General features: G+C 60.5%; 23 protein-coding genes. 16 read left to right on the top strand and 7 right to left on the bottom strand.

Translation table 11 applies throughout. From position 1 onward, the window contains the following. Nucleotides 1-34: 34 nt before the first annotated feature. Entirely contained in the window at nucleotides 35-292 is a 258-nt protein-coding gene (locus BRPE64_RS33835) for a hypothetical protein (protein WP_044043416.1), read from the top strand. Between the two features lie 20 nt (nucleotides 293-312). Here BRPE64_RS33835 and BRPE64_RS27070 read toward each other — a convergent pair whose 3' ends face one another. Beyond that, nucleotides 313-1722, bottom strand: coding sequence for an HdeD family acid-resistance protein (locus tag BRPE64_RS27070; RefSeq protein WP_016348158.1), 1410 nt, complete (start codon nucleotides 1720-1722; stop codon nucleotides 313-315). 157 nt (nucleotides 1723-1879) lie between these two features. Between BRPE64_RS27070 and BRPE64_RS27065 the strand changes: the two genes are divergently transcribed. The 5 genes from BRPE64_RS27065 to BRPE64_RS27045 all read left to right on the top strand — a co-directional run bounded on the left by BRPE64_RS27065 (nucleotide 1880) and on the right by BRPE64_RS27045 (nucleotide 7570). Then, on the top strand, nucleotides 1880-2464 hold the full coding sequence (locus tag BRPE64_RS27065) for a DUF1349 domain-containing protein (protein ID WP_044043412.1): 585 nt from the start codon (nucleotides 1880-1882) through the stop codon (nucleotides 2462-2464). A gap of 97 nt (nucleotides 2465-2561) precedes the next feature. Then, on the top strand, nucleotides 2562-3671 hold the full coding sequence (locus tag BRPE64_RS27060; protein WP_044043408.1) for a LacI family DNA-binding transcriptional regulator: 1110 nt from the start codon (nucleotides 2562-2564) through the stop codon (nucleotides 3669-3671). 100 nt (nucleotides 3672-3771) lie between these two features. After that, nucleotides 3772-4746 (top strand): substrate-binding domain-containing protein, encoded by a 975-nt coding sequence (locus tag BRPE64_RS27055; protein WP_016348155.1) that lies wholly within the window; start codon nucleotides 3772-3774, stop codon nucleotides 4744-4746. A gap of 11 nt (nucleotides 4747-4757) precedes the next feature. Next, complete coding sequence (locus tag BRPE64_RS27050; RefSeq protein WP_232519339.1) at nucleotides 4758-6275, top strand: sugar ABC transporter ATP-binding protein; 1518 nt, start codon at nucleotides 4758-4760, stop codon at nucleotides 6273-6275. A gap of 23 nt (nucleotides 6276-6298) precedes the next feature. After that, nucleotides 6299-7570, top strand: coding sequence for an ABC transporter permease (locus tag BRPE64_RS27045; protein WP_016348153.1), 1272 nt, complete (start codon nucleotides 6299-6301; stop codon nucleotides 7568-7570). On the opposite strand, the gene BRPE64_RS27040 is transcribed toward BRPE64_RS27045, so the two are convergent. Continuing rightward, on the bottom strand, nucleotides 7571-8359 hold the full coding sequence (locus BRPE64_RS27040; protein WP_044043404.1) for an aldolase: 789 nt from the start codon (nucleotides 8357-8359) through the stop codon (nucleotides 7571-7573). A gap of 246 nt (nucleotides 8360-8605) precedes the next feature. On the opposite strand from BRPE64_RS27040, the gene BRPE64_RS27035 reads away from it, so the two are divergent. Continuing rightward, nucleotides 8606-8809, top strand: coding sequence for a cold-shock protein (locus BRPE64_RS27035; protein WP_008347993.1), 204 nt, complete (start codon nucleotides 8606-8608; stop codon nucleotides 8807-8809). A gap of 324 nt (nucleotides 8810-9133) precedes the next feature. Next, nucleotides 9134-9487 carry a hypothetical protein gene (locus BRPE64_RS27030; protein WP_232519338.1) on the top strand — a complete coding sequence of 118 codons (354 nt, stop codon included), beginning with the start codon at nucleotides 9134-9136 and terminating at the stop codon, nucleotides 9485-9487. A gap of 247 nt (nucleotides 9488-9734) precedes the next feature. On the opposite strand, the gene BRPE64_RS27025 is transcribed toward BRPE64_RS27030, so the two are convergent. After that, nucleotides 9735-10502 carry a sulfite exporter TauE/SafE family protein gene (locus tag BRPE64_RS27025; protein ID WP_016348149.1) on the bottom strand — a complete coding sequence of 256 codons (768 nt, stop codon included), beginning with the start codon at nucleotides 10500-10502 and terminating at the stop codon, nucleotides 9735-9737. A gap of 82 nt (nucleotides 10503-10584) precedes the next feature. Between BRPE64_RS27025 and BRPE64_RS27020 the strand changes: the two genes are divergently transcribed. The 3 genes from BRPE64_RS27020 to BRPE64_RS27010 all read left to right on the top strand — a co-directional run bounded on the left by BRPE64_RS27020 (nucleotide 10585) and on the right by BRPE64_RS27010 (nucleotide 12799). Next, a complete protein-coding gene (locus BRPE64_RS27020; RefSeq protein WP_016348148.1) occupies nucleotides 10585-11475 on the top strand; it encodes a LysR substrate-binding domain-containing protein in 891 nt (296 codons plus the stop codon). A 138-nt stretch (nucleotides 11476-11613) separates the two neighbouring features. Beyond that, nucleotides 11614-11934: a hypothetical protein gene (locus BRPE64_RS27015; RefSeq protein WP_016348147.1), complete on the top strand. Its 321-nt coding sequence runs from the start codon at nucleotides 11614-11616 to the stop codon at nucleotides 11932-11934. A gap of 217 nt (nucleotides 11935-12151) precedes the next feature. Then, complete coding sequence (locus BRPE64_RS27010; protein ID WP_044043745.1) at nucleotides 12152-12799, top strand: VC0807 family protein; 648 nt, start codon at nucleotides 12152-12154, stop codon at nucleotides 12797-12799. Here BRPE64_RS27010 and BRPE64_RS27005 read toward each other — a convergent pair. Both BRPE64_RS27005 and BRPE64_RS33335 read right to left on the bottom strand, forming a co-directional pair. After that, on the bottom strand, nucleotides 12788-13612 hold the full coding sequence (locus tag BRPE64_RS27005) for an alpha/beta fold hydrolase (protein WP_016348145.1): 825 nt from the start codon (nucleotides 13610-13612) through the stop codon (nucleotides 12788-12790). The genes BRPE64_RS27010 and BRPE64_RS27005 overlap by 12 nt on opposite strands. Nucleotides 13613-13646: 34 nt before the next feature. After that, nucleotides 13647-13820, bottom strand: coding sequence for a hypothetical protein (locus BRPE64_RS33335; RefSeq protein WP_160167951.1), 174 nt, complete (start codon nucleotides 13818-13820; stop codon nucleotides 13647-13649). 483 nt (nucleotides 13821-14303) lie between these two features. On the opposite strand from BRPE64_RS33335, the gene BRPE64_RS27000 reads away from it, so the two are divergent. Then, on the top strand, nucleotides 14304-18287 hold the full coding sequence (locus BRPE64_RS27000; protein WP_232519337.1) for a response regulator: 3984 nt from the start codon (nucleotides 14304-14306) through the stop codon (nucleotides 18285-18287). Between the two features lies 1 nt (nucleotide 18288). Next, nucleotides 18289-19272 carry a diguanylate cyclase domain-containing protein gene (locus tag BRPE64_RS26995; RefSeq protein ID WP_016348142.1) on the top strand — a complete coding sequence of 328 codons (984 nt, stop codon included), beginning with the start codon at nucleotides 18289-18291 and terminating at the stop codon, nucleotides 19270-19272. On the opposite strand, the gene BRPE64_RS26990 is transcribed toward BRPE64_RS26995, so the two are convergent. Then, the gene (locus BRPE64_RS26990; RefSeq protein WP_044043394.1) at nucleotides 19230-20162 is read right to left on the bottom strand and encodes a response regulator; all 933 of its coding nucleotides are present in this window, start codon (nucleotides 20160-20162) and stop codon (nucleotides 19230-19232) included. The two genes, BRPE64_RS26995 and BRPE64_RS26990, sit on opposite strands and share 43 nt — an antisense overlap. A gap of 411 nt (nucleotides 20163-20573) precedes the next feature. Between BRPE64_RS26990 and BRPE64_RS26985 the strand changes: the two genes are divergently transcribed. Then, nucleotides 20574-21947 carry a sigma-54 dependent transcriptional regulator gene (locus tag BRPE64_RS26985; RefSeq protein ID WP_044043392.1) on the top strand — a complete coding sequence of 458 codons (1374 nt, stop codon included), beginning with the start codon at nucleotides 20574-20576 and terminating at the stop codon, nucleotides 21945-21947. Between the two features lie 389 nt (nucleotides 21948-22336). Next, on the top strand, nucleotides 22337-23650 hold the full coding sequence (locus tag BRPE64_RS26980) for an MATE family efflux transporter (protein ID WP_232519336.1): 1314 nt from the start codon (nucleotides 22337-22339) through the stop codon (nucleotides 23648-23650). A 1-nt stretch (nucleotide 23651) separates the two neighbouring features. On the opposite strand, the gene BRPE64_RS26975 is transcribed toward BRPE64_RS26980, so the two are convergent. Beyond that, nucleotides 23652-24848 (bottom strand): acyltransferase family protein, encoded by a 1197-nt coding sequence (locus BRPE64_RS26975; RefSeq protein ID WP_016348138.1) that lies wholly within the window; start codon nucleotides 24846-24848, stop codon nucleotides 23652-23654. 655 nt (nucleotides 24849-25503) lie between these two features. On the opposite strand from BRPE64_RS26975, the gene BRPE64_RS26970 reads away from it, so the two are divergent. Next, nucleotides 25504-26406 (top strand): phytanoyl-CoA dioxygenase family protein, encoded by a 903-nt coding sequence (locus tag BRPE64_RS26970; RefSeq protein ID WP_016348137.1) that lies wholly within the window; start codon nucleotides 25504-25506, stop codon nucleotides 26404-26406. Nucleotides 26407-26421: the final 15 nt, after the last annotated feature.

Here is a 26421-nt window from a genome sequence, read left to right as displayed (position 1 = left end):
GGATCCGGTCATTGTTTCGCGATAAACTCTAAGGATGGAACAATGTCCCTACTGTGAGCGAATCCGTGACGAATGGGATTGTCACGGTCAGGAATGCCGCACCAATATCGCCCGCGCGCTGCGAAGGCAGCGTGCCGGTTTGCCGATGGTGCCGAAGGTCATTCGCAACGAAATTCCGCCGGGCGCGTCTACAGGCGAAGTTATCGCCCAGTTGTCGCGTCAGCGGCTGCGCGCGCGTCGCGCAAACGAAGAACGTCGCGCCCGCAAGGCCGCTGAAGATCTCGACCTTTGAGCTAACGGTCAAATAAGCGGTCAAACGCTTGCTGGCGGATCCACCTTTGATCCCGCGCGCAACGCTTGCGCACCTTCGTCGCGCCATGCACGCCGCGACGCGCGCATCTTACCGAGCGCCATGCGCGCAACTTTGAGCCAGCCATAAGGACGCGGATCGGCGACCATGCTGAGTGCCCGCGCATAGTCGAGCGTCAGGCCCGGTGTCCAGGCCATTGTCACCGCGCGCTTGCGAATCTGCGCGGCCACCCAAAGCTCCGGTGTCGCGAGCATGCGGAACAGCGCGCCCCAGCCCGCACGCGCGCCATACAAACGACCCGCAGCCCCTTCGAGCGCCGCTTCGAGCGCGCGCGATACGCTGCTCGAACAATTACGATGCGTGAGGTTATAAGTCGTGTCTTCACGATACGTGCGCCAGAACCGCTCCAGACGCGCGGGATCAAAATTGCGAATGCGCACGCGTGTCGTTGACGGGCACCATGCCTTCGCTTCGATCGGATAGCTCGGTTGAAACACGCCGGGCACATCGTTCTCCCGCGTCGCGCGCAGAAGCCGCGCGAAGTCGTCGGGCGAACGGTCGATTTCGGCGGCCGGATAAAGGCTCACATACACGCCTTGCGGGGATTCGAGTGCGGCGTGCCCGGTCGAGATCACGCCATTGCGATCCACTGCGGCGATGTAGCGATCCACGATCGGATGCCACTGCGTCTCCGCCTTCGACGATCCCACCGGCGTCCATACATGCACCGTCAGCGCAGGTTCATCATCGGCGGGCGGGCCGTCCCATTCGCGAGCTTGCAGCGCCGGGCGCGTCTGATCGAACGTTCCTGTTTCGCTTGCCGCTTCCGCGCTGGCGTCACCCCATATGGCTGGATTGCTCGTCAGCTTGCGCACACGCGTCGCGATCATGATCAGATTCCACCCTGCGAAGATGAAGAATGCGCCGACGCAGTACGGAACAGTGCCTTTGTAATGCGTCGGATAAGGTTGAATCATGAAGATCCCGAGCAGGATCTCGAAGATCGCAAAGCCAAGCGCCACGCGATAGCGCCGATAACGCACGACGAGCGCGGACGTGGCTTGCAGAAGACCGTCGAAGATGAACGCTATACCGATGAGTATCGAGAGAATGAAGTGCCCGTGATGATTGCCTTCGAAGATGAGCGCGGCCGTGAGCATGAACGCGATGCCCTTCGCATAGCGCAATCTGCGTTGCCCGCCGACGCCGGCCCACGCGACTGCCAGCGTCAGCATGCTTTCGATTAGCAAGAGCCAGGCGACAAACGAAATCGGAAAGCCAAGCGCGCCGTCGAGTGCGTCGATGAACACGCCAATGCCGACGATGAGCAGCAGCCATCCCACGACCATCAATCCGCGCCAACGATCGCGTAAATAGTCAACGCCCAGCAGGATCATCATCAGCTTGACCATCGTTTTCTCTTTTAGCTAAAGGGACGCTTATCGCATGTTCATGTTAGTGCAGTTGCGCTTTAAGTCTGCACGGCACGATCGTTCTAAAAATTTTTGCGACGCGTCATGAAAAGGCGCCATGCCATACTTGCAAAGCCATCCACGCAACGGAGACGACATGTTCGAACAATGCCGATGGATCAACGAGCCCGCGCAATGGCGCGTCGAAAACGATACGCTTTTCGTCGCCACGGACGCTAGCACGGACTTCTGGCGCAAGACGCATTACGGCTTCATTCGCGATACCGGTCACGTTTTCGCAGCGGACATCGATGGCGATTTCACCGCGGAAATCGCAGTCGAAGGCGAATTCTCCGCGCTCTACGATCAGGCCGGCCTCATGGTGCGCGAGAGCACCGCGCGCTGGGTCAAAGCAGGCGCCGAATACAACGACGGCGCACTCACCTTTAGCACCGTACTCACTAACGGACTCTCCGACTGGTCGCTCGGCTCGCGTGCTACGACGAACCGCTTTCGCGTGCGCATGACTGTCGCCCAAGGCGTACTGAAAGTGCAATGCAGCGCCGACGAGCGCAACTGGACTCTCATGCGACTCGCGCCGTTCTCAGCAAGCGGCGCAAGCACGCACTGGCAAGTTGGGCCCATGTGCTGCACGCCCGAACGCGGCGGATTGAACGTGCGCTTCTCACACTTCAGGATCGGTCCGCCCATCGTCAAGGACCTTCACGATATCTCGATGTAACGCGGCACATCGGGACTCGGTAAAAACACTCACTTGCTCCTGTCGTCGACGCTTCCTAATATTTTGAAACGTTTCAGAATATCGACGATATCGCACCTTGGACTCAAGAAAAAAATCGGCTAGCACGCTCAAGGATGTCGCCAACGTGGCGGGCGTCTCGCTTGGCACGGCGTCCAAGGTCATGGCAGGCGGGCAAGGCGTAAGTCCCGCGCGGCGTCAGCAAGTATGGGATGCGGCGCGCAAGCTGGGCTATCGGCGCAACAGCCTCGCGGCCGAATTGCGCAGCAACCGGTCTACGTCCATTGGTTTCGTCGTGCCCGATCTGACGAATTCGCTTTTCATCGAACTGCTGTGCGTGGTCGAGGATCACGCGCTTGCAAGCGGTTATCGCCTGCTGCTAGCACACGCGCAGGAAGACCCCGAGCGTGAGGCGGAACGCATCCGCTTCGTGCTGTCGCGCCAAGTGGCGGGCATGATCATCATTCCGTGTCACGGCTATGAGCATGCCATCGATGAATTGCGCGAGTGCGACGTGCCGCTCGTCATGGCCGATCGCGTCGACAACAGTTTTCCCGCCAACACCGTGACGACCGACAGCCGCCGCGCCGCAAGCGACGGCACCGATCATCTGATCGCATTGGGGCACAAGCGCATTACGTTCATCGTCAATGCGCTCGATCTCGTAAACAGCCGCGAGCGCGCCGATGGCTATCTCGATGCAATGAAACGTGCAGGCCTCGCGCGTCATGCGCGCATCGTTGTGTGTGGGATGACGGATACCGAGAGTCACGCGGCCACGCTCGGCCTGCTATCGGAACGCGAGCGCCCTACCGCGCTCTTTACCGGTGCGAATGTCGCGACGCTCGGCGCCTTGCGCGCGATACGTGACGCCGAATTGCGTTTGCCCGAGCACATCTCGCTGCTCTCGTTCGATGACGCGCCGTGGATGTCGGTGCTGCATCCACGTATCAGTTCGATTCATCAACCTGTGGAAGCCGTGGGACGCGCGATCTGGCAGTTGCTGCATAAGCAGTTGCAAGGCGAAGCATCGGAGCCTGTGCATCTGCGTATGAAAGCGGATCTGCGCGTGCGCGAAAGCACCGCGCAGCCGTACAAGGTTACGGGTAAGGAAAGCGGCAAGGAAACTCGCGCGGCGTCGCAAAGCGTCGCGCGCATCCGCAAGCGCGCCGCGCTCGCAGACCGCTAAGAGCGATCGCTATAACGTTTTATTTTTATCGAAGATCAGAACCAGCGAGAGAAACGTCACACCCGAACGCGAAGCTGGCAACCCTATCAGGAGAGACGCAATGGACAGCAAAAGACGCATCATCACCGCGAGTCTCATCGCCGCACCGTTGGCCGGCGCCTTGGGCACTTTCTCGGCGCTCATCTCACAGCCCGCGTTCGCGCAACAAAAGAAATATCGATTCGGGTTCTCGCAAGTCACGACCGTCGAGCCGTGGCGTGTGCAGTTCAACAAGGACATGAAGGCCGAGGCCGCAAAGCATCCTGAAGTCGAATTGATCATTGCCGATGCAGGCGACCGGACCGACAAGCAGAATGCCGACATGGAGAACTTCATCACGCAGAAGATGGATGCGATCTTCATCTCGCCCAAGGAGTCGGCGGGACTGACGGGTGTCGTCGAAAAGGCCTTTAAGGCGGGCATTCCGGTGTTCGTGCTCGATCGCGAAGTGAACGGCGAGCAGTTCACGCAGTTCATCGGTGGCGACAACGTACAGATCGGTGAGGAAGCGGGCAACTTCATCGTCAAGCTGACGGGCGGACCGGGCAAGGCACAAGGCAATCTCGTCGAGATATGGGGCGGCTTCGGTGCTCAACCTGCACATGATCGTCATGATGGCGCAGACAAAGCTATCGCCAAGGAGAAAGGCATCAAGCGCGTGGGTGAACGTGTCGACTGCGACTGGAAGCAGGACAAGGCCTACGACTACATGAAGACCGTGCTGCGCGTGCAGCCGAAAATCGATGTGGTCTATGCGCACAACGATCCGATGGCCTATGGCGCGTATCTCGCCGCAAAAGACGCGGGCCGCGAGAAGAACATCAAGTTCGTGGGCATCGACGGCCTGCCGCAGGAGGGCGCGACGTGGGTCGAACAAGGACTGCTCGCCGGCACGTTCATGTATCCGACGCCGGGCGCCGAAGGCATCCGCCAGTCGCTCAAGGTACTGCATGGCGACAAGGTCCCGAAGAAAGTGACGTTGCCGACACAGGGCATCTTCGCGGACAACGCCAAGCAATATATTGCGAGCCATTAAGGAACATGGCGATGGCAACGGCTACCGCGCCGCTCATCGAAGCTGCGGGCTTGTCGATCTCGTTCAACGGCAGCGCCGCGCTGTCGGATGTCGACTTCGATGTCGCATCGGGCGAGATTCACGCGCTCGTCGGCGAGAACGGTGCGGGCAAGTCGAGCTTGATGAAGATTCTTGGCGGCCTCTATTCGCCCGATGCAGGAAGTATCCGCGTGCGCGGCGAACCGATCACGCTGACGAACGTGAACGATGCGACGCGCGCCGGCATCGTGATCATTCATCAGGAACTCAATCTCGTCGATACGCTGTCTGCCGTCGATAACATTTTTCTCGGCAAAGAATTGCGCACGCGCATGGGCTTTCCCGATCGCCGCGCCATGCGTGAGGCCGCGGCGAAAGTGCTTGCGCAACTGGGTTTTCGCGCGACGCCCGAAACGCTCGTCGGCACGTTGCGCGTCGGTGAGAAGCAGCTTGTCGAAATCGCTAAAGCCTTGCTTGCAGATGCGCGCGTGCTGATCATGGACGAGCCGACCTCCGCGCTCTCCGACATCGAAACGCAAGCATTGCTCGCGCTCGCACGGGACTTGCGCGAACGCGGGATCGGCATCGTGCTGATCAGCCATCGCCTTGGCGAAGTGTTTGCGGTTGCCGATCGCGTCACCGTCTTGCGTGACGGCCGGCGTATCGCGACGATGCAGATGCAACATGTGGAATCGTCGGCGGCGCTTGTCTCGATGATGATCGGCAAAGACTTCGCACCGCCCGAGCGCAGCGAAGCCGAAGCACCGCAGGAACGCCCGCTTGCCGTGGATGTACGAGGCCTCACCTTGCGCGGACCCGCACGCGCGCTCGTATCCGATGTGTCGTTCTCGGTGCAGCAAGGCGAAGTATTCGGCATCTCAGGGCTACTCGGCGCCGGCAAGACAGAGATACTGGAGGCGATCTTCGGCATCTCGTCGTATCGCCGCGAAGGCGAGATACACATAGCGGGCAGCGCGCGCGCGATCGATTCGCCGGATCGCGCCGCAGCCGCGGGGCTCGCCTTTGTGACCGAGGACCGCAAGAAAGATGGCCTCGTGCTCGATCAATCGCTCGAAGCGAATCTGTTATTGCCGTCGCTCTCGCGCGTGCCGGGGTTTCCGTTTTATCGGCGCAGGCGCATGCATGCGTGGGCCGCATCGCAGGCGCGTGCATCGAACGTCAAGCATCGCAGTCTTGCGCAGGACGCGAGCACGCTTTCCGGCGGCAATCAGCAAAAGCTCATCATCGGCAAATGGCTGATGACCACGCCACGCGTGCTCTTGCTCGACGAACCCACACGCGGTGTCGATGTCGCCGCGAAGGCCGAGATCTATCGGCAGATTCTCGCTGCCGCGCGCGAGGGCGTGACCGTGATCGTCGCGAGTTCGGAGATCGATGAACTGATGCTGCTCTCCGACCGCATCCTCGTGATGTGTGAGGGACATGCGCGCGGCGTGCTCGCACGCGAGCAATTCTCCGGCGACGTGCTCATCAAGATGGCGTCGCCTTGAAAGTAAAACCGGAGACACGAACCATGCTGCATGCGCAGGACCAACTCGCCGAGCACGCGGCAACCGCACGTCAGCGACACCTGAGCACGTTCCTCACGGTCCTCAAGTATTACCTGGGGCTCATCGTGTTGCTCGTGGTCGGCGCGTTCACGTCGCCGCATGCAGCGGATGGCGGCAACATCTTTCTGTCGAGCGCCAACATCTCCGATGTGTTCCGGCAAGTGGCAAACGTCGGCGTGATTTCCATCGGCATGACGCTCGTGATCATTACGGCTGGCATCGATCTGTCGGTCGGCGCGATCATGGGTCTGGGCAGCGTGCTCACCGCGATGCTCCTCACCACCGATGGCTGGAACCGCGCCGTGTACGCATCGCTCGTGCTCGATGCGATCGCCGTGTTCGCGATCGTGTTCGCGGGCTTCGGCGTCGTGCGTGGATTCATGCGTGCCCGCGATGCGCAGGCGGTGCGTGTCGCGGACCGTGCACCCGTGGCGATGCAAGCGGGCATCGCGTCGATCGTTGCCGCGCTGGCCTGTGCATATATCGCGCTGCATGGCGGGCATCGCATGCCGCTACTCGCCGTCATGTGGATCGTGCCGCTCGCGGGCTTCACGCTCGGTGCGCTCAATGGCTGGATCATCACGCGCGGACGCATGCAGCCCTTCATTGTGACGCTCGCCGCGATGGTCGGCGTGCTCGGCGCTGCGCGTCTGATCGCGGGTCAGGATACGGCCGTCTATTCGATCTATAGCGGCACCAACGCAACGACCGATATCGAAGCACTGCGTGCCCTGCTATTCAATGTCGTGCCGGTGCCTGCGCTGTTCTTTCTCGCAATCGCGGTGCTGGTCGGCTTCGTGATGAACCGCACCGTGTTCGGCAAATATCTCTATGCGATCGGCGGCAATGAGAAATGCGCGGTCGTGTCGGGGCTCGATGTCGCGCGTCACAAGATGGCCGCATATGCGATATCGGGACTGTTGTCCGCGCTCGTCGGCGTGCTTTACGCAGCGCAATACCGGCAAGGCAAAGCGGATGCCGGCATGGGCTGGGAGCTTGACGCCATCGCCGCCGTCGTGATCGGCGGAACGAGTCTTTCAGGCGGCGTCGGGCGTGTCTCGGGCACGGTGGCGGGCGTATTGATCTTTGGTTTCTTGAGCAACATTCTCTTGCTCAACGATATCGACAGCAACACGCAGCTTGTGCTTAAAGGGCTGATCATTGTGATCGCGGTATTCCTTCAGCAGACGGATATGGGCAAGCGCAGCTTCAAGCGCTTTGCCCGACGTAAATAATCACGCCTCGAAATCGATCCCTTGCGCCCGCAACTGCCGCATGCCGCTCGCGAGATGTGCACGCGCGCTTTCGGCGTCGCCGGCGCGCATCTGCTCATAAGTGCGCTGTGCTATATCGTGCGGCACGGGCTTGAGCGGTCGATTGGCGCTCATCGCGCGTAACTGCACTTCGGCCGCGCGTTCAAGGTAGTAGAGATCGTCCCAGGCCTCGGCGATAGTTGCGCCCGCAACCATGACGCCGTGATTCTTCAGAAAGAGGATATCGGCGTCGCCCATTGCGGCGGCGATGCGATCGCCTTCGGCATCGTCGAGCGCGAGACCGTTATAGTGCTCGTCGACCGCGGTGCGCCCATAGAATTTGAGCGCCGTCTGCCCGAGCCACAGCAACGGCGGACCTTCGAGCAGGCAAAGCGCGGTCGCGTTCGGCATATGGGTATGGAACGCCGCCTTCACGCGCGGCAGCAAACGATGCACGCGCGCATGGATATAGAACGCGGTCGCCTCGGGTTCGCCCTCGCCGTCGATCACGCGGCCGTCGAAGTCGCAGATCAGCAAACGTGACGCCGTGATCTCGCTGAACGCGTAACCGTATGGGTTCACGAAGAAGAGGTCGTCGTGGCCCGGCACCATCGCCGAAAAGTGATTGCATACGCCCTCTTCGAAGCCGTGCAGCGCCGCGAGCCGAAAACAGGCCGCGAGTTCGCGGCGAGCCTGTGCGATGACGGGCGAGTCGAGCCGGCGCGCCTCCGGCACGGCGCTTAGTGCACTTTGGGATAGCGTATGGGCCATGAGAAGTCTCGGGGTCGCCTTTGCTTGACTAAAAGCCGAGGATAATCGAACGAGCGGCCCTTAAATATCAGAACAATTTAATTTCTTCCAGCACCGGGCATGTTGTGTGGAGTATGACGCGTATATGTCGCGTCTCTTAGCAAAAACGCTTATTTGATGTTCGCGTTCTGGCGTGGTAAAACTCCATGCTGCTCGAAATTTCGTAGCGCAACTTCAACGTGATCCGTCTCAAAAGGGTTTGGAAAAATGGCAACAGGTACTGTGAAGTGGTTCAACGATGCAAAGGGTTTTGGCTTCATCACGCCGGATGACGGCGGTGAAGACTTGTTTGCACATTTCTCCGAAATCCAGTCCAAGGGTTTCAAGTCGCTCCAGGAGAATCAAAAGGTGAGCTTCGAAGTCAAGCAAGGCCCGAAGGGCAAGCAAGCTTCGACGATCCAGCCGCTGTAAGTAAGCGGTCTTCGCCTCAGGCACGAAACGGCCCGCAAGGGCCGTTTTGCATTCTGGCAGCTGCTTTCCCAAAGGTCCGGCTAGCGCCCTAAAAATAAAATATATCAGTAGAATCGAAGGACTTTTGCGGCCTGTCCCTTTCGCCCTTAGGCGAAATTATTTCCTCTTATTCGCGTGATTTCGGCTAGCAATCGGAAAAAATGCCGTGCATTTGTCCGGCATAAAACTAAAGCATTGCTCGTCTCCCTCTGGTTCCTGACTTGGGATGCGCAAGCGCAATCGTTCGCCGTGAACCCGCGAGCGGCGCGCTTTGTGGCCGCGATCGTGATAAACGACTTCCACACGGCGCAGGCAGGCGGCGGTTACGTGTTTTCATACGATAGCCACGAGACCGAGGTTTCGCTGTCGGCCCGGCTCGACCGGTGGTTTTCCGGCGCCGATCCACACGCCATCTCGATGGACCCCGCCGAAAAACAGGCGCTTTTCGGCTTTTATTGGGCGGCGAGCATGATGCCCGCGAGTTCGGCGTGCTTTCGCGATATGGCCGATTCCGCGTGTCAGGACGACCTCACGAAATGGATGGCGCGCGAACTCAACGACGATCCGCGCTTTATCCGCGATTACGAATCGGCGAAGGATCCGCTTGGCCTGCCACCGCTCGCGGCGGGCGCGCACTGAGCGCCTTGCGTATGCGGCGCGCTCGCTGCGTCGCGGGTTCATGCGCGTGGTCGTGCAATCGCGCTCTTTGCCGACAGCATGCGCGGTCCCGGGGAGCCGGTGATGCCGCAGGCGCATCTTCCTCTTGCAGACCGCGCAACAATGCGATCTTAGCGACGACGCTCGCAAGCAAAGACAACGCACCGATGGTTTCGAGCAGAGCGGGAATCATGATGGTCTCTCTTAGCGTCGACGTGCCCTTGGCAATTCATCGGTTAGACAGGATCGGTCCGTAAGTCTTCGCGAAAAATGCAATCGTGATACCGGCGCTAACGATCAGCGTGCCCGCCCGTATCCACTGCGGCGGCGCGCGCCGGCCAAGCTGCGCGCCGCTGTAACCGCCCACGATCGCTGCAACAAGCATCGCGATCGTTTCCGGCCAGCGCACCGCCTGCGCCGCCGCGAACGTCAGCACGGCAACTGAATTGGCGGCACTCACGAGCAATGTGCGCGGCGCGTTCAGGCTTTTCAGGTCGCGCGAATCGAGCAGGCCCCAGACGGCCATCATCATGATGCCCACCGCGCCGCCAAAATAGCCGCCATAAATGCCAAGCAAGAACTGGATCGACAGTACGGCGGCCGCGCCGATATGCCAGCGCTGCCGCAGCAACTCGCCGAGCCTGCGCCCGAACGCGAGCGTGAAGCTCGCGCATAGCAAAAGCCACGGCAACACGAAAGAGAAGGTCTTCGATGATGTGGACAGCAGCAGCGCCGCGCCGACGAAACCGCCGATGAGCGTCGTAACGAGCATCTTGCGGATCGATACCGACCCGACCGGACCGAGCCCATCGCGATAAGCCCACGCACTCACGACGCCGCCAGGAAACAGCGCAACGGTGCTCGAAGCGTTCGCCTGAACCGGTGGCAAGCCGACGGCAATCATCGCGGGAAGACTCACGAACGAGCCGCCGCCGGCGAGCGCGTTCATTGCGCCCGCCAGAAAACCCGCGCCTGTGACAAGAAGAAAGGATTGCATGCGACAGATGCTAACGATGCCGCCTGCCGCTTACAATCTGGCATTTCCAATGTGAGGCTTCGGCAAAGCCGAAGGATGCGGCATGCGCTTCGACCTGACCGACATGCGGCTCTTCCTGACCGTGATCGAACGCGGCAGCATCACGGCCGGTGCACAGGCCATGCATCTTGCGCTTGCTTCCGCAAGTGAACGCATCGCGGGCATGGAGGCCGCGCTGGGCGCAGCTTTACTCGAACGCAATCGACGTGGCGTGCAAGCGACCGCAGCCGGCGACGCCTTCGCCGGACACGCGCGCACGATCTTGGGCCAGGTCGAACAGATGCGTGGTGAATTGCGTTCTTTCGGCACCGGGCTAAGAGGACGCATCCGGCTGTTATCCAACACCGCCGCGCTCGCTGCATTCCTGCCGCCACGGCTCACGCGTTTTCTCGCTGACTATCCCGATCTTTCGATCGATCTCGATGAACGCCCGAGTGTCGAGATCGTGCAGGCGATCGCCGAGGGACGCGCGGAACTCGGCGTCGTTTCCGATACGACGGATCTCGGCAAGCTGGAGACGCATCTGATCGCGCAGGATCAACTCGTCGTCGTGGCGAGTCGCGCGCATCGCATCGCGGGGGAAACTGCGGTGGCGTTCTCGGAGATCGTCGGCGAAGCGTTTGTCGGGCTCTCGGATGCGGCGCTCGAAATGCATCTGGCCGAGCGCGCATCGCGGCTGGGGCGGCAAGTTGCTTATCGCATCCGCATGCGCAGCGTCGACAATGTCGGCATGCTCGCCGAGGCGGGCATTGGGCTCGTGATTTTGTCGGAGGCTTCGGCGCGCATGCTGGAGCGGCCGGGACTGTCGATCGTTCCGTTATCGGAGCCGTGGGCCACGCGCCGCCTGTATCTGTGCGCCCGCAACTTCGATGCGCTTACGCCGCACGCGCATCTGCTTGCTCAAGCGCTCAAAGCACCGGCAGAGGCCGCTTAGCCGTTTGTTTTAGCGCCGGCATAAGGCTAAACCCTGTTTCGCTCAGGCATTCAGCTTGCGCACAATAGAACGCTTGCCGCGCGATTCCTCTTTGCTTTCGTTTAGCGCGCGCGGCAAGCATCGACCAAGGAGGCCGTCATGAAGAAAGATCGCAATCGCGTGTTTCTGCGCGCCATGCATGTTGCGCTGATCGCAGGTGCCGCCGGCCTGTGCTTCGCTACGGCAGCCAACGCCGACAGCCAGGCCGCTAAGAAGATGGGACAGATGGGCGTCATCAACCAGACCTTGCAGCCTAAACCGCTCAAATCGAATAACGCCAATTCGAGCAGCGCGAATACGAGTACGGCCAACCCGGGATACAACGCCAACTCGACCTATAACCCGAATGCGGCTAACGCCGCCAATGGCAACGCCGCGAATGCGAGAGCCGGCGGCGCAGCGGCAGGCGCGAAAAAGTAACGGGCTTTATTGTTTCACTGTCGCCGCCTGCGTTTCAACGGCGGCGGCTTCGTCATTTGCGCACGCTTTGTGCGGCTCCGTGTCTTTAGCTGCTGATCTAAATTGAAAAGCGGCACGCGCAATCCACACCTCACGCGTGCATGCGCACATTCATGCACGCCCGATCTTTTATACTTGGCGCAAGGCGCCGCGCATTGCGCGCCCATTCCTTGAGCTCATGAAAAAGATCAAGCCGGGTCTCTTGCTCGAACTTGCCGCCAATCTACTGCTTCCCTGGCTTGCTTATCGCCTTGCGTTGCCGTATTGGGGCGATGTCGGTGCGCTCTATGCATCCGCTGCGCCGCCGCTTGTCTGGAGTCTTGCCGAATTCGCGCGCTCGCGCCGTGTCGATGCGCTCTCCGCGCTCGTGCTGTTTGGCATTGCGCTGTCGATCGTCATGCTCGCAATGGGCGGCAGCCCGCGCATCCTGCTGGTGCGCGAATCGCTCGCAGCAGGCGCGACAGGCATCGTCTTTCTCGTTTCGCTGTTGTTCAAGCGGCCACTCATCTTCTATCTCGCGCGCGCCACCGTCACGCGCGAACAAGAAAACGGCGCGCAACGTTTCGAAGCATACTGGAGCGAAAGCGCCACGTTGCGCGCATCGTTGCGGCTCATGACGCTTGCTTGGGGCGTCGGCCTGACGGTCGAAACCATCCTGCGCTTCTGGTTTGCATGGACATGGCCTGTCGAGCGCTATCTCGTCGCCTCGCCGGTCGTGAGCTATGCAATTTACGGCGGCTTGCTCGCGTGGACCTTCTGGTTTCGCGCGCGGCTCATCGAGCGTCAAGGCGAAAGCGCGCCTTCGCGCGACGGCCTACTCGGATAGGCTTTCGACTCGCATCGCGTGCGTTTCGATATGCCGCGCGATGGCCGCGTTCACGGCATGCGCGTGCGTAAGCGGCCCCATGTGCCCCGCTTCCGGCACGACGATCAGCTTCGCCGACGGAATCAGATAAGGCAGTGTCTCGGCGATCAGGCGCGTCGGCGCGGGCGCATGTTCGCCGCGCATCACGAGCGTCGGGATGCGCAGACTCGCATAGGCGCTCGCGGGCGTCGGCTCGTGAATCAACGCCCGGAAGTCGAGCGGAGCCTTGGGAACCCAGCGCGTGAGCATGGTCTGCACGGAGGGCCTGAGCGCAGACCATGCGCCCCGTCCGCCCCAATAGTCGACGAACGAATTCGCGGCGCCGCGCAAATCGCCGGCAACAACGCCTTCCGCCGTGCGCGCCGCAATCGCGAGAATCTCGGCGAATTCGGCCGCGCCTCGCGCGCCCAGGCCCTTGAGCAGATGAAACGCCGAGGGTTCGTAAAGCGTGATGCTCGCGACACCGTGCGGCCGCTCGAGCGCCGCGCGCAACGCCACGCCGCCGCCATATGAATGCCCAACGAGATGCACCTTGCCGCGCTGACGATCGATGATTTCGACCGTGCGCGCCGCTTCGTCCGCGAGCGTGAATGCGCGCTCGCCGCTCCATGGACCCACGCTGTCGCAACCATAGTGCTCGGGCGCGACCAGCACGTAGCGGCCGTTCATGGTGCCGAGCGTCTCGCCGAGTTGACGCCATTGATTCGCGCCCGAGCCGGAGCAATGCAGCGCGATCACCGGGGCGGCGACGTGTTCATCGTTTGAAACCATCATCGTTCGTTCTCGCGGTGAGAAAGTGAGTGAGCAATCAAACGTCGATTTCGCACGCGCGCATGCGTCGTTCGAGTTCGCCGATATCCGCGCACGACGAGAGATAGCGATCGCGCCGGCCATGTTCGGCACGCTCCAGCAGCAGTCCGGTCAGGCAGATCAGATGCGGCAACAAGATGTCCTTCGCCACGTTAATAAGGATTCCCAACATGATTCACTCCACTTCGGCAGCAGTCGTTCAATGAAATGCCGGCTAAGCGATCGTGTCAGGCTGATGATCGGGGGAGTCGCTAAGGCGGCGGTGACGGCTGTTAATGCAGCGACCGTGCCAGCTTTACTAAAGCCTTGCGTGGCAAGGCCCGGCGCGTGCCGGTCCTTTGCCAGCGACACTGAATGTCGGGCTTGAACCAACGCTTTTAGCACTCAAAGACGGCTAACGACAAACACGCAATTTGTCTCTTGGAGGCGAATCCTTAACCTTCTAACCGGGCTAAGCGCGAAATAATTCCCGCCAAGCGGGATCAAGCTTTTCTGTCGTATTGCCGTAAACACCCTTGACATGCGCAAAAAACACCTCTTCCGCCTGACTGAGCCGCTAAGCGGCCACGCCGGAACGGCGCGATAAGATACGGCAGCGTTTCGATTTAGGGCGCGGCTTGCGCCGATTGCAATGCTCTTTAGGAGATAAAACGGCGTGCTTAGTCGCCATTCGCTCACATTCAGGATGACGGTGTTCATCATCGCCGTCTGCGTGCTCCTCATCGGCACCGATGTATGGCGCAGCCTTGCCGCACGCCGCGTGCAGCTCGGCGAGATGACGACGGCGGCGTCGAACCTCGCGCGCGCGATGGCGCAGCACGCCAACGACACGTTCAAGGAAGCGGATACGACGCTGATCGGCATGGTGGAGCGCGTCGAAGAGGAAGGCACATCGCCGGAATCGCTCGCGCGCGTGCATCGCTCGCTGGTCTCGCGGGTCGAACAGTTGCCGCAATTAAACGGCCTCTTCATCTACGACAAGAGCGGCGCCTGGATCGTCAACTCGCAACCCAAGCTCGATCAGCGCTTCAACAACTCGGACCGCGAATACTTCGAATATCACCGCACTCACACGGATCAGGGACCGCACATCGGACCGCCCGTGCGGAGTCGTTCGACGGGCAAATGGATCGTGCCCGTGTCGCGCCGTATCGATGCCCCCGACGGCAGCTTCGCGGGCGTCGCGCTCGCGACCATCGACGTCAGCTTTTTCTCGCGCTTCTACGACAGCCTCGACCTCGGCGAGGCGGGCGCGGCCGCGCTCGTGCTGAATTCAGGCGTGATGGTCGTGCGCCGTCCGTTCGAAGACCGCTTCGTCGGCAAGAACGTGATCGACACGGCGCTCTTCCGCTCCCATCTCGAACAAGGCCGTTCGGGTGTCTTCACGACGACGTCGTCGCAGGACGCCGTCACGCGCCTCAACAGCTTCCGCGAGTTGCAGGACTATCCGCTGTTCGTCGCGGCGGCGCTCTCGCGCGACGAGATCATCGCGCCGTGGTGGCGCGACACGCTCTGGCACGCGGCCGTCACCGGCATGCTCGCGCTGGTGCTGGCGTTGTTCGGCTCGACGCTCGTGCGGCAGATCACCGCGCGCACGCGCATCGAGCAGGAACTCGCCCGCAGCCTCGCGACGACGCGCACCGTGCTCGACACCGCAATCAATCCGATCATCACCGTGGACGAGCGCGGTGCGATCCGCTCGTTCAACTCGGCGGGCGAGAGGGTGTTCGGCTATGCGGCGAGCGAGATCATCGGGCAAAACATTCGCATGCTCGTCCCGCCTGCCCTCCTGGATTCGTATAACGAATACATAATGCAATTCAAGGGTGCGACCGGCATTCCGACCGCCGATTGCGAACTGGCGGGCATGCGCAAGGATGGCACGTCGTTTCCCGCGCACGTATCGACTGGCGCCATGCGTCTCGATGGCGCTTTGCATTTTGTATCTGTAATTACGGATATCTCGCGGCAGAAAAAAGAGCGCAGCCAACTGGCCGACGCGCGCGATCAGTTGCTGCTTGCCGCCGACATCGCCGAACTGGGCGTCTGGTCGTGGGATATCGCCACGGGCAAGCTGCACTGGAACGCCCGCATGTTCGACATCTATCAATATTCGCCCGCTCTCGTCGGTAACGGCCTGCACATCGAGCACTGGCGTCAGCGCATCCATCCCGACGATCTCGCCGCCATCGAGGCGAGCCTGCAAGCCGTGATCGCGGGTGAGACCGAGGAATTGCCGGCGTTTCGCATCGTTTTGCCGGACGGCACGACGCGACGCCTCCAGAGCGGCCTGCGCACTCAGCTCGACGCGCACGGCAAGCCCTACTCCATGACCGGCGTGAATTACGACATCACCGATCAGTACGAACTGGAATTTCATCTGCGCAATGCGAAGGAACAGGCCGATGCGGCGAGCGCGGCCAAGTCGTCGTTCCTCGCGAACATGAGTCACGAAATCCGCACGCCGATGAACGCCGTGCTCGGCATGCTGCATCTCGTGCAACTGACGGCGCTCAATCGCCGTCAACAGGACTATGTGAGCAAGGCCGAGTCCGCCGCGAAATCGTTGCTGAATCTGCTCAACGACATCCTCGATTATTCGAAGATCGAAGCGGGCAAGCTGCAGCTCGACAGTCACCCGTTCGAGCCAGAGAAGCTGATGGAAGAACTGGGCGTCGTGCTCTCCGGCAATCAGGGCACGAAAGATGTCGAAGTGCTGTTCGATCTCGATCCGGGCTTGCCCGATGTGCTCATCGGCGATGGCTTCAGGCTTCAGCAAGTGCTCATCAATCTGGCGGGCAATGCGCTCAAGTTCACGTCGTCCGGACAGATCGTCGTAAGCGTGCATTTGCTCGAAGCGCTGCACGATACGTCGTGCGATGCGGTGCGCGTGCGCATTGCGGTAAGCGACAGCGGCATCGGAATCAGCGAAGCGCAACTCGAACGCATCTTCGAAGGCTTCACGCAAGCGGAGGCTTCGACGTCGCGTCGCTATGGCGGCTCGGGCCTCGGGCTTGTGATCTGCAAGCGACTGGTCGCGATGATGGGCGGCCAGCTCGAAGTCAGCAGCCGTCTGGGCGAAGGTAGCCGCTTCTGGTTCGACATCACGCTTGGCGTCGAAGAACGAGGCAAATCCGCGCACGACGAGGGCGCGATTCTCACGCATGGCGCGCGCGTTCTCATTGCGGACGACAACGCGATTGCCGGCGAAATTCTTTCGCGCACGGTGCGCTCGCTCGGCTGGCAAGCGGATGTAGTCACGAGCGGCATCGAAGCCGTGGAGCGCATCGGCGATGCCGCGCGCGGCGCCACGCCTTACGATATCGCACTGCTCGACTGGCGCATGCCGGGTCTCGATGGCCTCAACGCCGCAAAGCTCATCAGCACGATGAAGGGCCGCGTGGCCCCGCCGCTCGTGTTGCTCGTCACCGCATTCGGGCGCGAAGTGCTGAGAGAGTCGCAGGACGGCGGCGCCGCGCCCTTCGCCGGCTTCCTCACGAAGCCCGTGACGCCGAAGCAACTCGTCGCCGCGATCCGCGCTGCGATGCCGGGCGACAACGCCATGCAGACGCACGTGCAAACGCCAAGCAGCGCGACGAAAGCGCGGCGTCTTGCGGGACTGTCGTTGCTCGTGGTCGAGGACAACGCACTCAATCGACAAGTCGCGGAAGGACTCTTGCTTGCCGAGGGCGCAAGCGTCACGCTCGCCGAAAGCGGACGCGAAGGCGTCGATCTGATCGCGAGCGCGCAAGCACATTTCGATGCCGTGCTCATGGACGTGCAAATGCCCGATCTCGACGGACTCGAAGCCACGCGCCTGATTCGTGCGGACGGCCGCTTCGCCGCGCTGCCGATCGTCGCGATGACGGCCAATGCATCGGGTGCGGATCGCGAGGCTTGTATCGAAGCGGGCATGAACGATCATGTCGGCAAGCCGATCGATGTCGAGCGACTCGTCGCCGTAGTGCGCGCGCAAGCGGGACGCGCGCCGATCGAGGCGGACATGCACGATGCGGCCGAATCGAACGCGAGCAATGCATCGACGATCGAGCGGCGCGATTCGATCGTCGCGCGCTTCGGCGGCAATCTCGAACTGATTCACAACGCAGTCGATGGCTTCGGCGCACAGACCGACAAGCAACTGGCGCGTCTTGCAGCGAAGCTCGCGGCGCAGGATGCAAAGGGCGCTGCATCGATCGTTCATGCGATCAAGGGCAGCGCGGGCACGGTGGGCGCAGCGGCGCTGGCGATGCTTGCAAGCCGTATAGAACGCGATTTGCTCGACAGTGATGACGATGCGCGCACGCTCGCCTCGGCCGTCGCGAAGCTGCCGCGCATGCAGCAATTGCTTGCAGCGAGCGTCGAGGAGTTGACGCGCGAATTTGCTCGCGCGCCCGCTGCGCCGCAAGTTGCGACGCCCGCTCAACCGCTTGAAGATGAAGACTGGCGCGCACGTCTCTCGACGATCGTCGCGTTGCTCGATGCTTCGAATCTGCAGGCCATTGCGTTGTCGGAGAACCTCTCGCCGCATGCGCCCAACGACCATCGCGATGACTTCGAGCATTTTCTTGCGCGTGTACGTGCGCTCGATTTCGCACGCGCGTCGAAGCTCGCGCGCGACATGCTGGAGCAGGCCTGACATGGAAGACCTTCTGCAGAGCTGGCTGCTTCACGCTAACCGCCGACCGAAGCTGCTTATCGCCGACGATCAGCCCGTCAACATTCGCGTGCTGTACGAGCTATTGCGCCATGATTGCGACATCTTCATGGCGACGAGCGGCGCGCAAGCCATCGCGCTCTGTCAGAGCGAAGCGCCCGACCTGATTTTGCTCGACGTCGTGATGGACGATCTCGACGGACATGAAGTATGCCGCCGCCTGAAGGCCGATCCGATGACGAGCGACGTGCCTGTCATCTTCATCACGTCGCAGGATCGCGAGGACGACGAGGTCAAGGCGCTTGAACTGGGCGCAGTCGATTTCATCACCAAGCCGATCAATCCTATCGTCACGAAGGCGCGCGTCCGCACGCATCTCACGATCAAGTTTCAGGGCGATCTGCTGCGTGCAAGCGCGCTGCTCGACGGCTTGACGGGTGTTGCGAATCGCCGCAAGTTCGATGAGGACCTGCATGCGGACTGGCGTCATGGAACACGCGAGAGCGCACCGCTTGCGTTATTGATGGTGGACGTCGATTACTTCAAGCGCTTCAACGATCATTACGGGCATCAGGCCGGCGATGCGTGCCTCAAGGCTATTGCCAAGGCGCTGGCGGATGCGTTGCGCCGTCCCTACGACAAGCTCGCGCGCTATGGCGGCGAAGAGTTCGCGTGTCTTTTGCCCAAGACGGATCTGGCCGGCGCGCGATGCATCGCGCAACGCATGATCGCTCGCGTGCGCGAGTTGGCTATCGAACATCTTTCATCGGACGTCGACACGCGTGTGACGGTGTCGATTGGCATAGCCGTGCTGCAGCCGTCACGCGAACTCACGCCTGACGCGCTCTTAAAAGCTGCGGACGATGCGCTCTACGAGGCGAAGCGCGCGGGGCGTGCGCGCTTCGCGGAATCGTCGATGGACGATCAGGCGCTTCGCGTGTCGCGCGCGAGTACGGGGAACGTATGAACGCTCGCGCCAGCCGGGGACTCCAGCGCGGCGCGAAGCGCCTCTTGCGCCTTGCGCGCCGTAGCCAACGCGGCGCGCATACGGGCTTGCAACACGGCCGGTTTCGCAGGCTTGGCGATGACATCGGCCGCGCCCGCATCGAGCATGTGCCGTTCGGTCTCGGCATCGCATGCATCGGCGAGCACGACGATCGGCACGAGCGGATGCGCCGCGGCCAATTCACGCACGGTGTCGGCAAGCACGGGCGCTTCGCCGGGCGCATTGCAGCAGCGCGAATCGAGCACGATGGCGCTCGGCTCGTTGCGTACGACGTAACGCAGTGCGGCTTCGCGGTCCGCGGCCAGATCGAGTGCGCCAATGGCTTCGAGCGCGTCGCGTTGTGCTTGTGCGGTGTCGCTTGCCAAGAGGCCGAGCAAGCGGACGCCCGACACTTTGGGCACCGGTGCTGCGCATTCTTCGTCGCGCAGGCGCGCCTGCAACTGCATGACCCGGCTTTTCCAGCGAAGCTGACCGCGCACGCGCGCCTGCAAACGCGAGGCGACGAGCGGCTTGATGACGTAGTCGGACGCACCTATGCCGAACGCATCGACTTCGAGCGCGGGGGCGTCGTGGCTCGTCACGAAGATGACGGGCACGCGCGCAAGCTTGGCATCGCTCTTGAGAATTTCGCAGACGTCGAAGCCCGTCATGTTGGGCAGATTGGCGTCGAGCAGGATGAGGTCCGGCGTCGATTCGCGCGCCAGTGCAAGCGCGGACTCACCGGTCGTGGCAAACCGCTGATCAGGAAATTCCGCGAGCATCTCGCCGATGATGCGGATCATTGCCGGATCGTCGTCTACGAGGAGCAAGCGCGCCGGATGGGGTGAAGTGGAGTTCTGTGCCTTTTCCATGTTTTGACGAGAATTCATCGGACGATATGCATTTCACCAAACTTTACGCCGCGGCTAACGCCCGGCAAAGCTAATTTTTCATGAATGTATTAATTATCTGATATTTCAGCGCGTGCCAATTTCAAATGTTCTGATACTTTCCGCGCCGGACATATTCGTAAGCGGATAAGTAATTCGTTCCGGCCGTCCGAAAGTTCGGCAAGCGTTACGCAGCAACGGTGCACTCAAGTAAAGCACGTTCGTTCCTTAAATTTTCGAACGCGCGTGTCGAAAAAAATTCCTTGGATTTCTTAATCGAAATCCACCGACCAATGCAAAGATTCAAAATCTGCTTATCGTTTGCGAGGCGTTTTACCTTGACCAAATCGGGCGCATACTGAGCCCTACACCTATAAAAGCTGAGAAAAAGCCATGCACGGGGAAACTAGAACGCTCTATTACGCGGGACGGACAGTGTCCGAGGATCTGTCCGAGCGCCTTCATGCGCGCGGCTGGACGATCGAGCGTATCGATCCTGTCAAGCTGCCGAAGGCAGCCAAGCATGGCAAGCGCGCTGCCGCCGGCATCGTCGATCTGACGAGCCGCGGCTTCGCCAAGGAAACCGCATTGCTGACCGAATTGCTCGCAACCTATCAGGTTGGCTGGGTCGCGACCGTCGATGTCGAGCATGTGGAAAGCCCCGAGATTTGCCGCCTGATTCGCGATTTCTGCTTCGATTACGTGACAGTGCCCTCTTCCGCCGATCGTATCGTCGATGCGGTCGGTCACGCCTACGGCATGGTCTCGCTGCACGACACCGCCTGCAACGATCCACGCAAGGACGATTGCAAGGAAGGCGGCATGGTCGGTTCGTGCGATGCCATGCAGGCCTTGTACCGTTCGATCCGCAAGGTCGCAATGACCGATGCGCCTGTCTTTATTTCAGGCGAGTCGGGCACGGGCAAGGAATTGACGGCGGTCGCCATTCACGAGCGTTCGGTGCGGCGCGAGCAGCCTTTTGTCGCAATCAATTGCGGCGCGATCCCCGCGCATCTCTTGCAATCCGAGCTGTTCGGCTATGAGCGCGGCGCATTCACCGGCGCGAATCAACGCAAGATAGGCCGCGTCGAAGCCGCTGATGGCGGCACGCTCTTTCTCGATGAAATCGGCGATCTGCCGCTCGAAAGTCAGGCGAGCCTTTTGCGTTTTCTCCAGGAGCGCAAGATCGAACGTCTGGGTGGACAAAGCTCGACACCGGTCGATGTGCGCATCATTTCGGCTACTCACGTCGACATGCAGTCCGCAATGATCGAAGGACGCTTTCGCGCGGACTTGTACCATCGCTTGTGCGTGTTGCAGATCGACGAGCCGCCTTTGCGCGTGCGCGGCAAGGACATCGAGTTGCTTGCGAATCACATGCTCGAGCGCTTTAAGAAAGATGCGAGCCGTCGCTTGCGGGGCTTCTCTCCATGCGCGATAGCGGCGCTACACAATTACGGTTGGCCCGGCAATGTGCGCGAGTTGATCAATCGTGTGCGACGCGCAATCGTCATGTCGGAAGGACGACAGATTCTCGCGGCCGATCTCGAACTTGGCGAATATGCCGAAGCCGCACCGCTGACGCTCGCGCAAGCGCGCGAGGCCGCGGAACGGCAAGCGATCGAAGTGGCGCTGCTGCGTCATCGTGGACGGCTTGGCGAAGCAGCGGACGAACTGGGCATTTCGCGCGTCACGCTGTATCGCATGCTGACGGCGTATGGTTTGCGCGCCAAGACAGATCGGCCGCTTGAAGCAACTGGCGCTTGACTCGATTTGCCTCTACCCGAGTCAGCGTTCGGTTAAGAAGGCATAAAGGAACCTTTAGCCTACTTTTGCGCTCAAACGCCCGCATCGACATCGATGCATCGAGAAATCCTGAAGCGGCATCGCGTGCCGATCGCCTCATCACGCATTTCCTCCCCTAGTCCGCTATAGCCCGCTGGCGTTTCTCGCGTCGCCAGAACGCGCGCTATGCAGTCTCAATGCACTCATATGCGGCCCGCCTTTGATTCATCGGCGCGCCCATGCCGACCCGTCGCATCGCACGATTAAAGCGTCGCGTATATCTATCGGCATGCCCAGCGAGCAACGTCTGGTTGTGGTTCATGTATTCGCTCAACACTCCTACGCTCGTTCGACAATTTTCGAGCTACGCCGTGCCCACGGTTTTAGCCGCCTGGGTGTACTGCATGCATTCGGTCATCAGCGGCATATTCATCGGACGCTATGTGGGCGCCGATGCGCTTGCCGCGCTGAATCTGCTCGTCCCGCTGCTTTATTTGCCGTACGCGTTCAGCGTGATGATCGGCGTCGGCGGATCGACACTCGTCGCGCGACTGCTCGGCGAACGACGCCTGCACGATGCATCCGTGGCATTCACGCAGGCACTCTGGCTGCTCGGCTTGTGCGGACTTGCGTTCGCGCTCGCAATTTATTTTTATGCCGACACCTTCGTGCATTGGACCGGTGCGCGTGGCGAGCTGGCCCGGCTCGCGACAGACTTTCTGCACGCCTATGCGCCGTTCGTGCTGTTTCCCACTGCGTGCTATGCGCTCGAACTCTTTCTTCGGATCGAAGGCGCGGCGAAATTCGGACTTGTGTGTCTCGTCGCAGGCGGCATCGCAGATGTCGCGCTGACGTACTGGATGGTGAGTTACATGCATTGGGGCATGCGCGGCGCGGCCATCGCGTCGGGCATCAGTCAGGCGCTTGCCTGCATGCCTATGCTTGCCTATCACTTTGTGCGTGCTCGTCAGGTTCGTCCGACCGCTCGCGCCTTCGCTTCACTCGATCATGCATGGCGCATGGCTTACAACGGCGTCTCCGAGTTTCTCGGCGAGATCGCGCCGAGCGTCACGCTGTTCGCATTCAATCACGCAGTATTGCGCTGGCTCGGCGATACGGGACTCGTTGCATTCGCCGTAGTCGAGTACATGACGATGATCGCCTCCGTCACGATGGTGGCGCTCGTTCAAAGCATGCAGCCCATTGTGAGCTTCGAGCGTGGTGCGGGTCATGCGCAGGCCGTCTCGCGCGCCTTTTCGATCGGCATGACAGTGACGATCGCCTTTGCCGCAGCCGCAGCCTTGGCGATACTCACGCTCGCGCAGCCGCTTGGCGCGCTCTTCGTACCGAACAGTGCGGCCGCACAAGCGCTGTTGCGCGAAGCATTACCCTGGTGCGCACTTGCGTTCGTGCCCGCCGCGATCAATCTTGCCGTAAGCGGCTATCTGACCGCTATCGAAGCGCCGCTCGCATCGATGATCGTTGCACTCTTGCGCAGTTGGCTCTTGTTGCTCGCCATGCTTTGGCTCTTGACGCAATGGCTTGGACCACGCGGAATATGGATGACAGTCGCCTTCACGGAACTGGCTACGCTCGCGGCGAGCATCGTCCTGTATCGCATGCGTGGCCGACGCTTGAATCTTCATAACCCTGCAGCAAACGGACGAGGTCAGGCGATTTCATGAGCTACCTCTTGCGCGTCAGATGAAAACTGCGGTCGACCGATGCAAGCAGGCGTTTGGACAGGCGGGTTGCACGTCCTTGAATCAGTCGATCGGATACGCGCGAAAGACCATAAGAAACAATCAGCACCGCAATCAGCGTCACAGCAAACAACGCAAGCGAAGCCTCTTTGCTTGTCTTGCCGAACGCGCGATCCAGGTAATGGAACGTGATGTAGACGCACACGAAGTGCCAAAGATAAATCCCGTAACTCTCGCGTCCAAGCGCGGCGGCACAGCGACGAACGAGCGGCAAGCGAGGAGCTGCGCGCGGCTTGCCTTGTCGCTTGCGCGCCTGATGCGAGCAGACGAACAACAGGAACGCGACCGCGCTGCACGCGGCAAAGACGGGCGTTAAGGCGTGCGCCCTGTCGAGCCATACGCCGAGTGCGCCCGTCATCAGCGCGAAGATCAACGCAAGCGAGAAATAGAGCCACGACGTCCGCTGCGTTACGTCGGACGAACCGAGCAGATGAGAACGAAAGCCGTACCACGCCCACATGCCGATGATGAAACAAGGCCCTTGCACCGGCGGCCAGAAGTAACTGAAGGTGTTATTGGCGACATTGCAGTCGAGCGTTCCGTTGCATTCGCTCATCGACATGACGGCAAGCGATATCCCAAGCAGCAGAACCGTCGCGATTAGAAGGCGCGTTCGATCCATTGCAAGAAAGAACAGCAAGGGCGCAATTGCATAGAACAACATTTCGACGCCGATCGACCATCCGCCCGGCACGACATTGTTGATTGCGGTAGGCGAAAGCGCATGCAGGAAGAGCATGTTGAGCAGCACGTCCATCGGGCCATGCGCGCCCAGAATCCATGCGCGCTCGATGCCTGAACGCGTCGCCCCGTAGCTGATGAGGCCATAGATCGCAATCGCCGAATAGTACATGGGCGCAATGCGAAAGAACCGTTTGATATAGAACCGCAGGGCGACATGACGCGCGTCCACGCATTGAGCGTGGTCCATCTCCAGCGTCATGAAGATCGTGATCGCGCTGATCACGAAGAACAGCTGCACGCCGTATTGGCCCATGCGCGCGATCAGCGTCACGGCATCGGGCAGATTGGGAAACTGAAACGACAGGTGTACGGCAACAACCCCGACGATCGCGAGCGCCCGTCCAGCGTCGAGCGCGGCAACGCGTCCTTTCTCCATCGATGATCTCCTCGCGGTTCAATTCGACCTTCAAACACTTCACAGGCCGCGAGGTTCGTCGACAAAAGCGCGTCGACCGGAGTTCCATCGAATTGCGATCGAAGTGGGACTCTTACATTAAGAAACTTGATACACGCATGGATACAACTTTTCGGCAAGCAGAGGCTTCTCTGCTATTAAAGCCGTTTAGCTTATCCCTGGAGGAAATTGGCTTAGCCTTTCGCCGCCACGCTCTTCGTCAATAACCGCCAATCTGGTAGCGCTTAGTGCATTAGCCAACCAAGGACATTTCAGTACGCGCTTTTTCGAAAGCTTCATGTATGCTTTGATCGTTAGACTGTTGCTGAAGTTGGCTCAATCGCGCGCTCTGCGGTCCGAATTGTCGCGAAGCAAGCAGAAATCAGTGGGTCTTAGTCGTCTTAGCAATCGACGCACGCAATACTTGCCGACACCGGTGAAGGCTGCTCAACCCAGCCTTTTGTCCTTCGTCGCGTCAAAAATTACATAAGAAGCGAACCGGCGATTATGCCGAGATTTTTGGGGGCCAGGGCGGCGCTATGTGCGGAATCGCACCGAGCGTTAATTTGTGTGCTGTTTCACTTAGCGGATTATTTTTCTGGCGCGGTGAAAACTATTGAACGGGGCGACAAGGGAGATGACGACAATATCCCAATCGCAATGCGGACGCTTCTGGCAAGACGGATTTATCCGTCTGAAGAATATCGCGACGCATGCGGAACTGAAGACCTTGCGTACGGTGGGCGATCGCCTTCTGCGCGAAAAGGCGGGATTCAACGAAGGCATGCTGTTCGACTTTTATCCTGAGGGAGACGGACCGGACAAGCCGAAGCTTGCCCAATTGCACCACCCTTCCCATTTCGAACGCAGTCTGCTCGATATGGAACTGGCCCGTCGCGTGCAGCGCATCGCGATGCAGTTGCTCGGGCCTAAAGCGCGCTTTGTTAGCGACAGCTTTTTCCATAAGCCTGCGCATACGGAAGCCGTGACGCCCTGGCATCAGGACGAAGCCTTTACCGACCCACGCATCGAGCATCGCGAAGTCAATTTCTGGTTTCCGCTGCAACCGGTGTCGCTTGCGAATGGCTGCATGCAGTTCATTCCCGCATCGCATCTCGGACCTGTTCTGCCGCACGGACCGATAGGCGGCGATCCAACCACGCATGGCCTCGAATGCATCTCCGGTTTCGAACTCGAGCAAGCAGTGATCTGTCCGCTCGAGCTGGGTGATTGCACGATTCACGCGGGCCGCACGCTGCATTTCGCGGGACCGAATCATTCGGATGCACCGCGATATGCGTATTCTATGGTCTTTGGCTTGCCGCGACGCGCATCGAACGAGATTCGTAGCTTTCCCTGGAACGACAACCGGCATCTGTCACGTGATCAGCGCGTGCACGCATCCCGGCGCGGGCAGGGCAACTTTTGGCCTTATCTGTATCGCAAGGTCAAGGAGTTCGACTACACCAATCCGTACGAATGGCGCCTAGGCGCACATCGTGTGGCGCGTCTCATCAAGGGACGCACGTCGGACAAGTAATCTTCAATGTACGCG

This window comes from Caballeronia insecticola (genome assembly GCF_000402035.1).
Taxonomy (GTDB): domain Bacteria; phylum Pseudomonadota; class Gammaproteobacteria; order Burkholderiales; family Burkholderiaceae; genus Caballeronia; species Caballeronia insecticola.
This window is presented reverse-complemented; position numbering and strand designations above follow the sequence as displayed.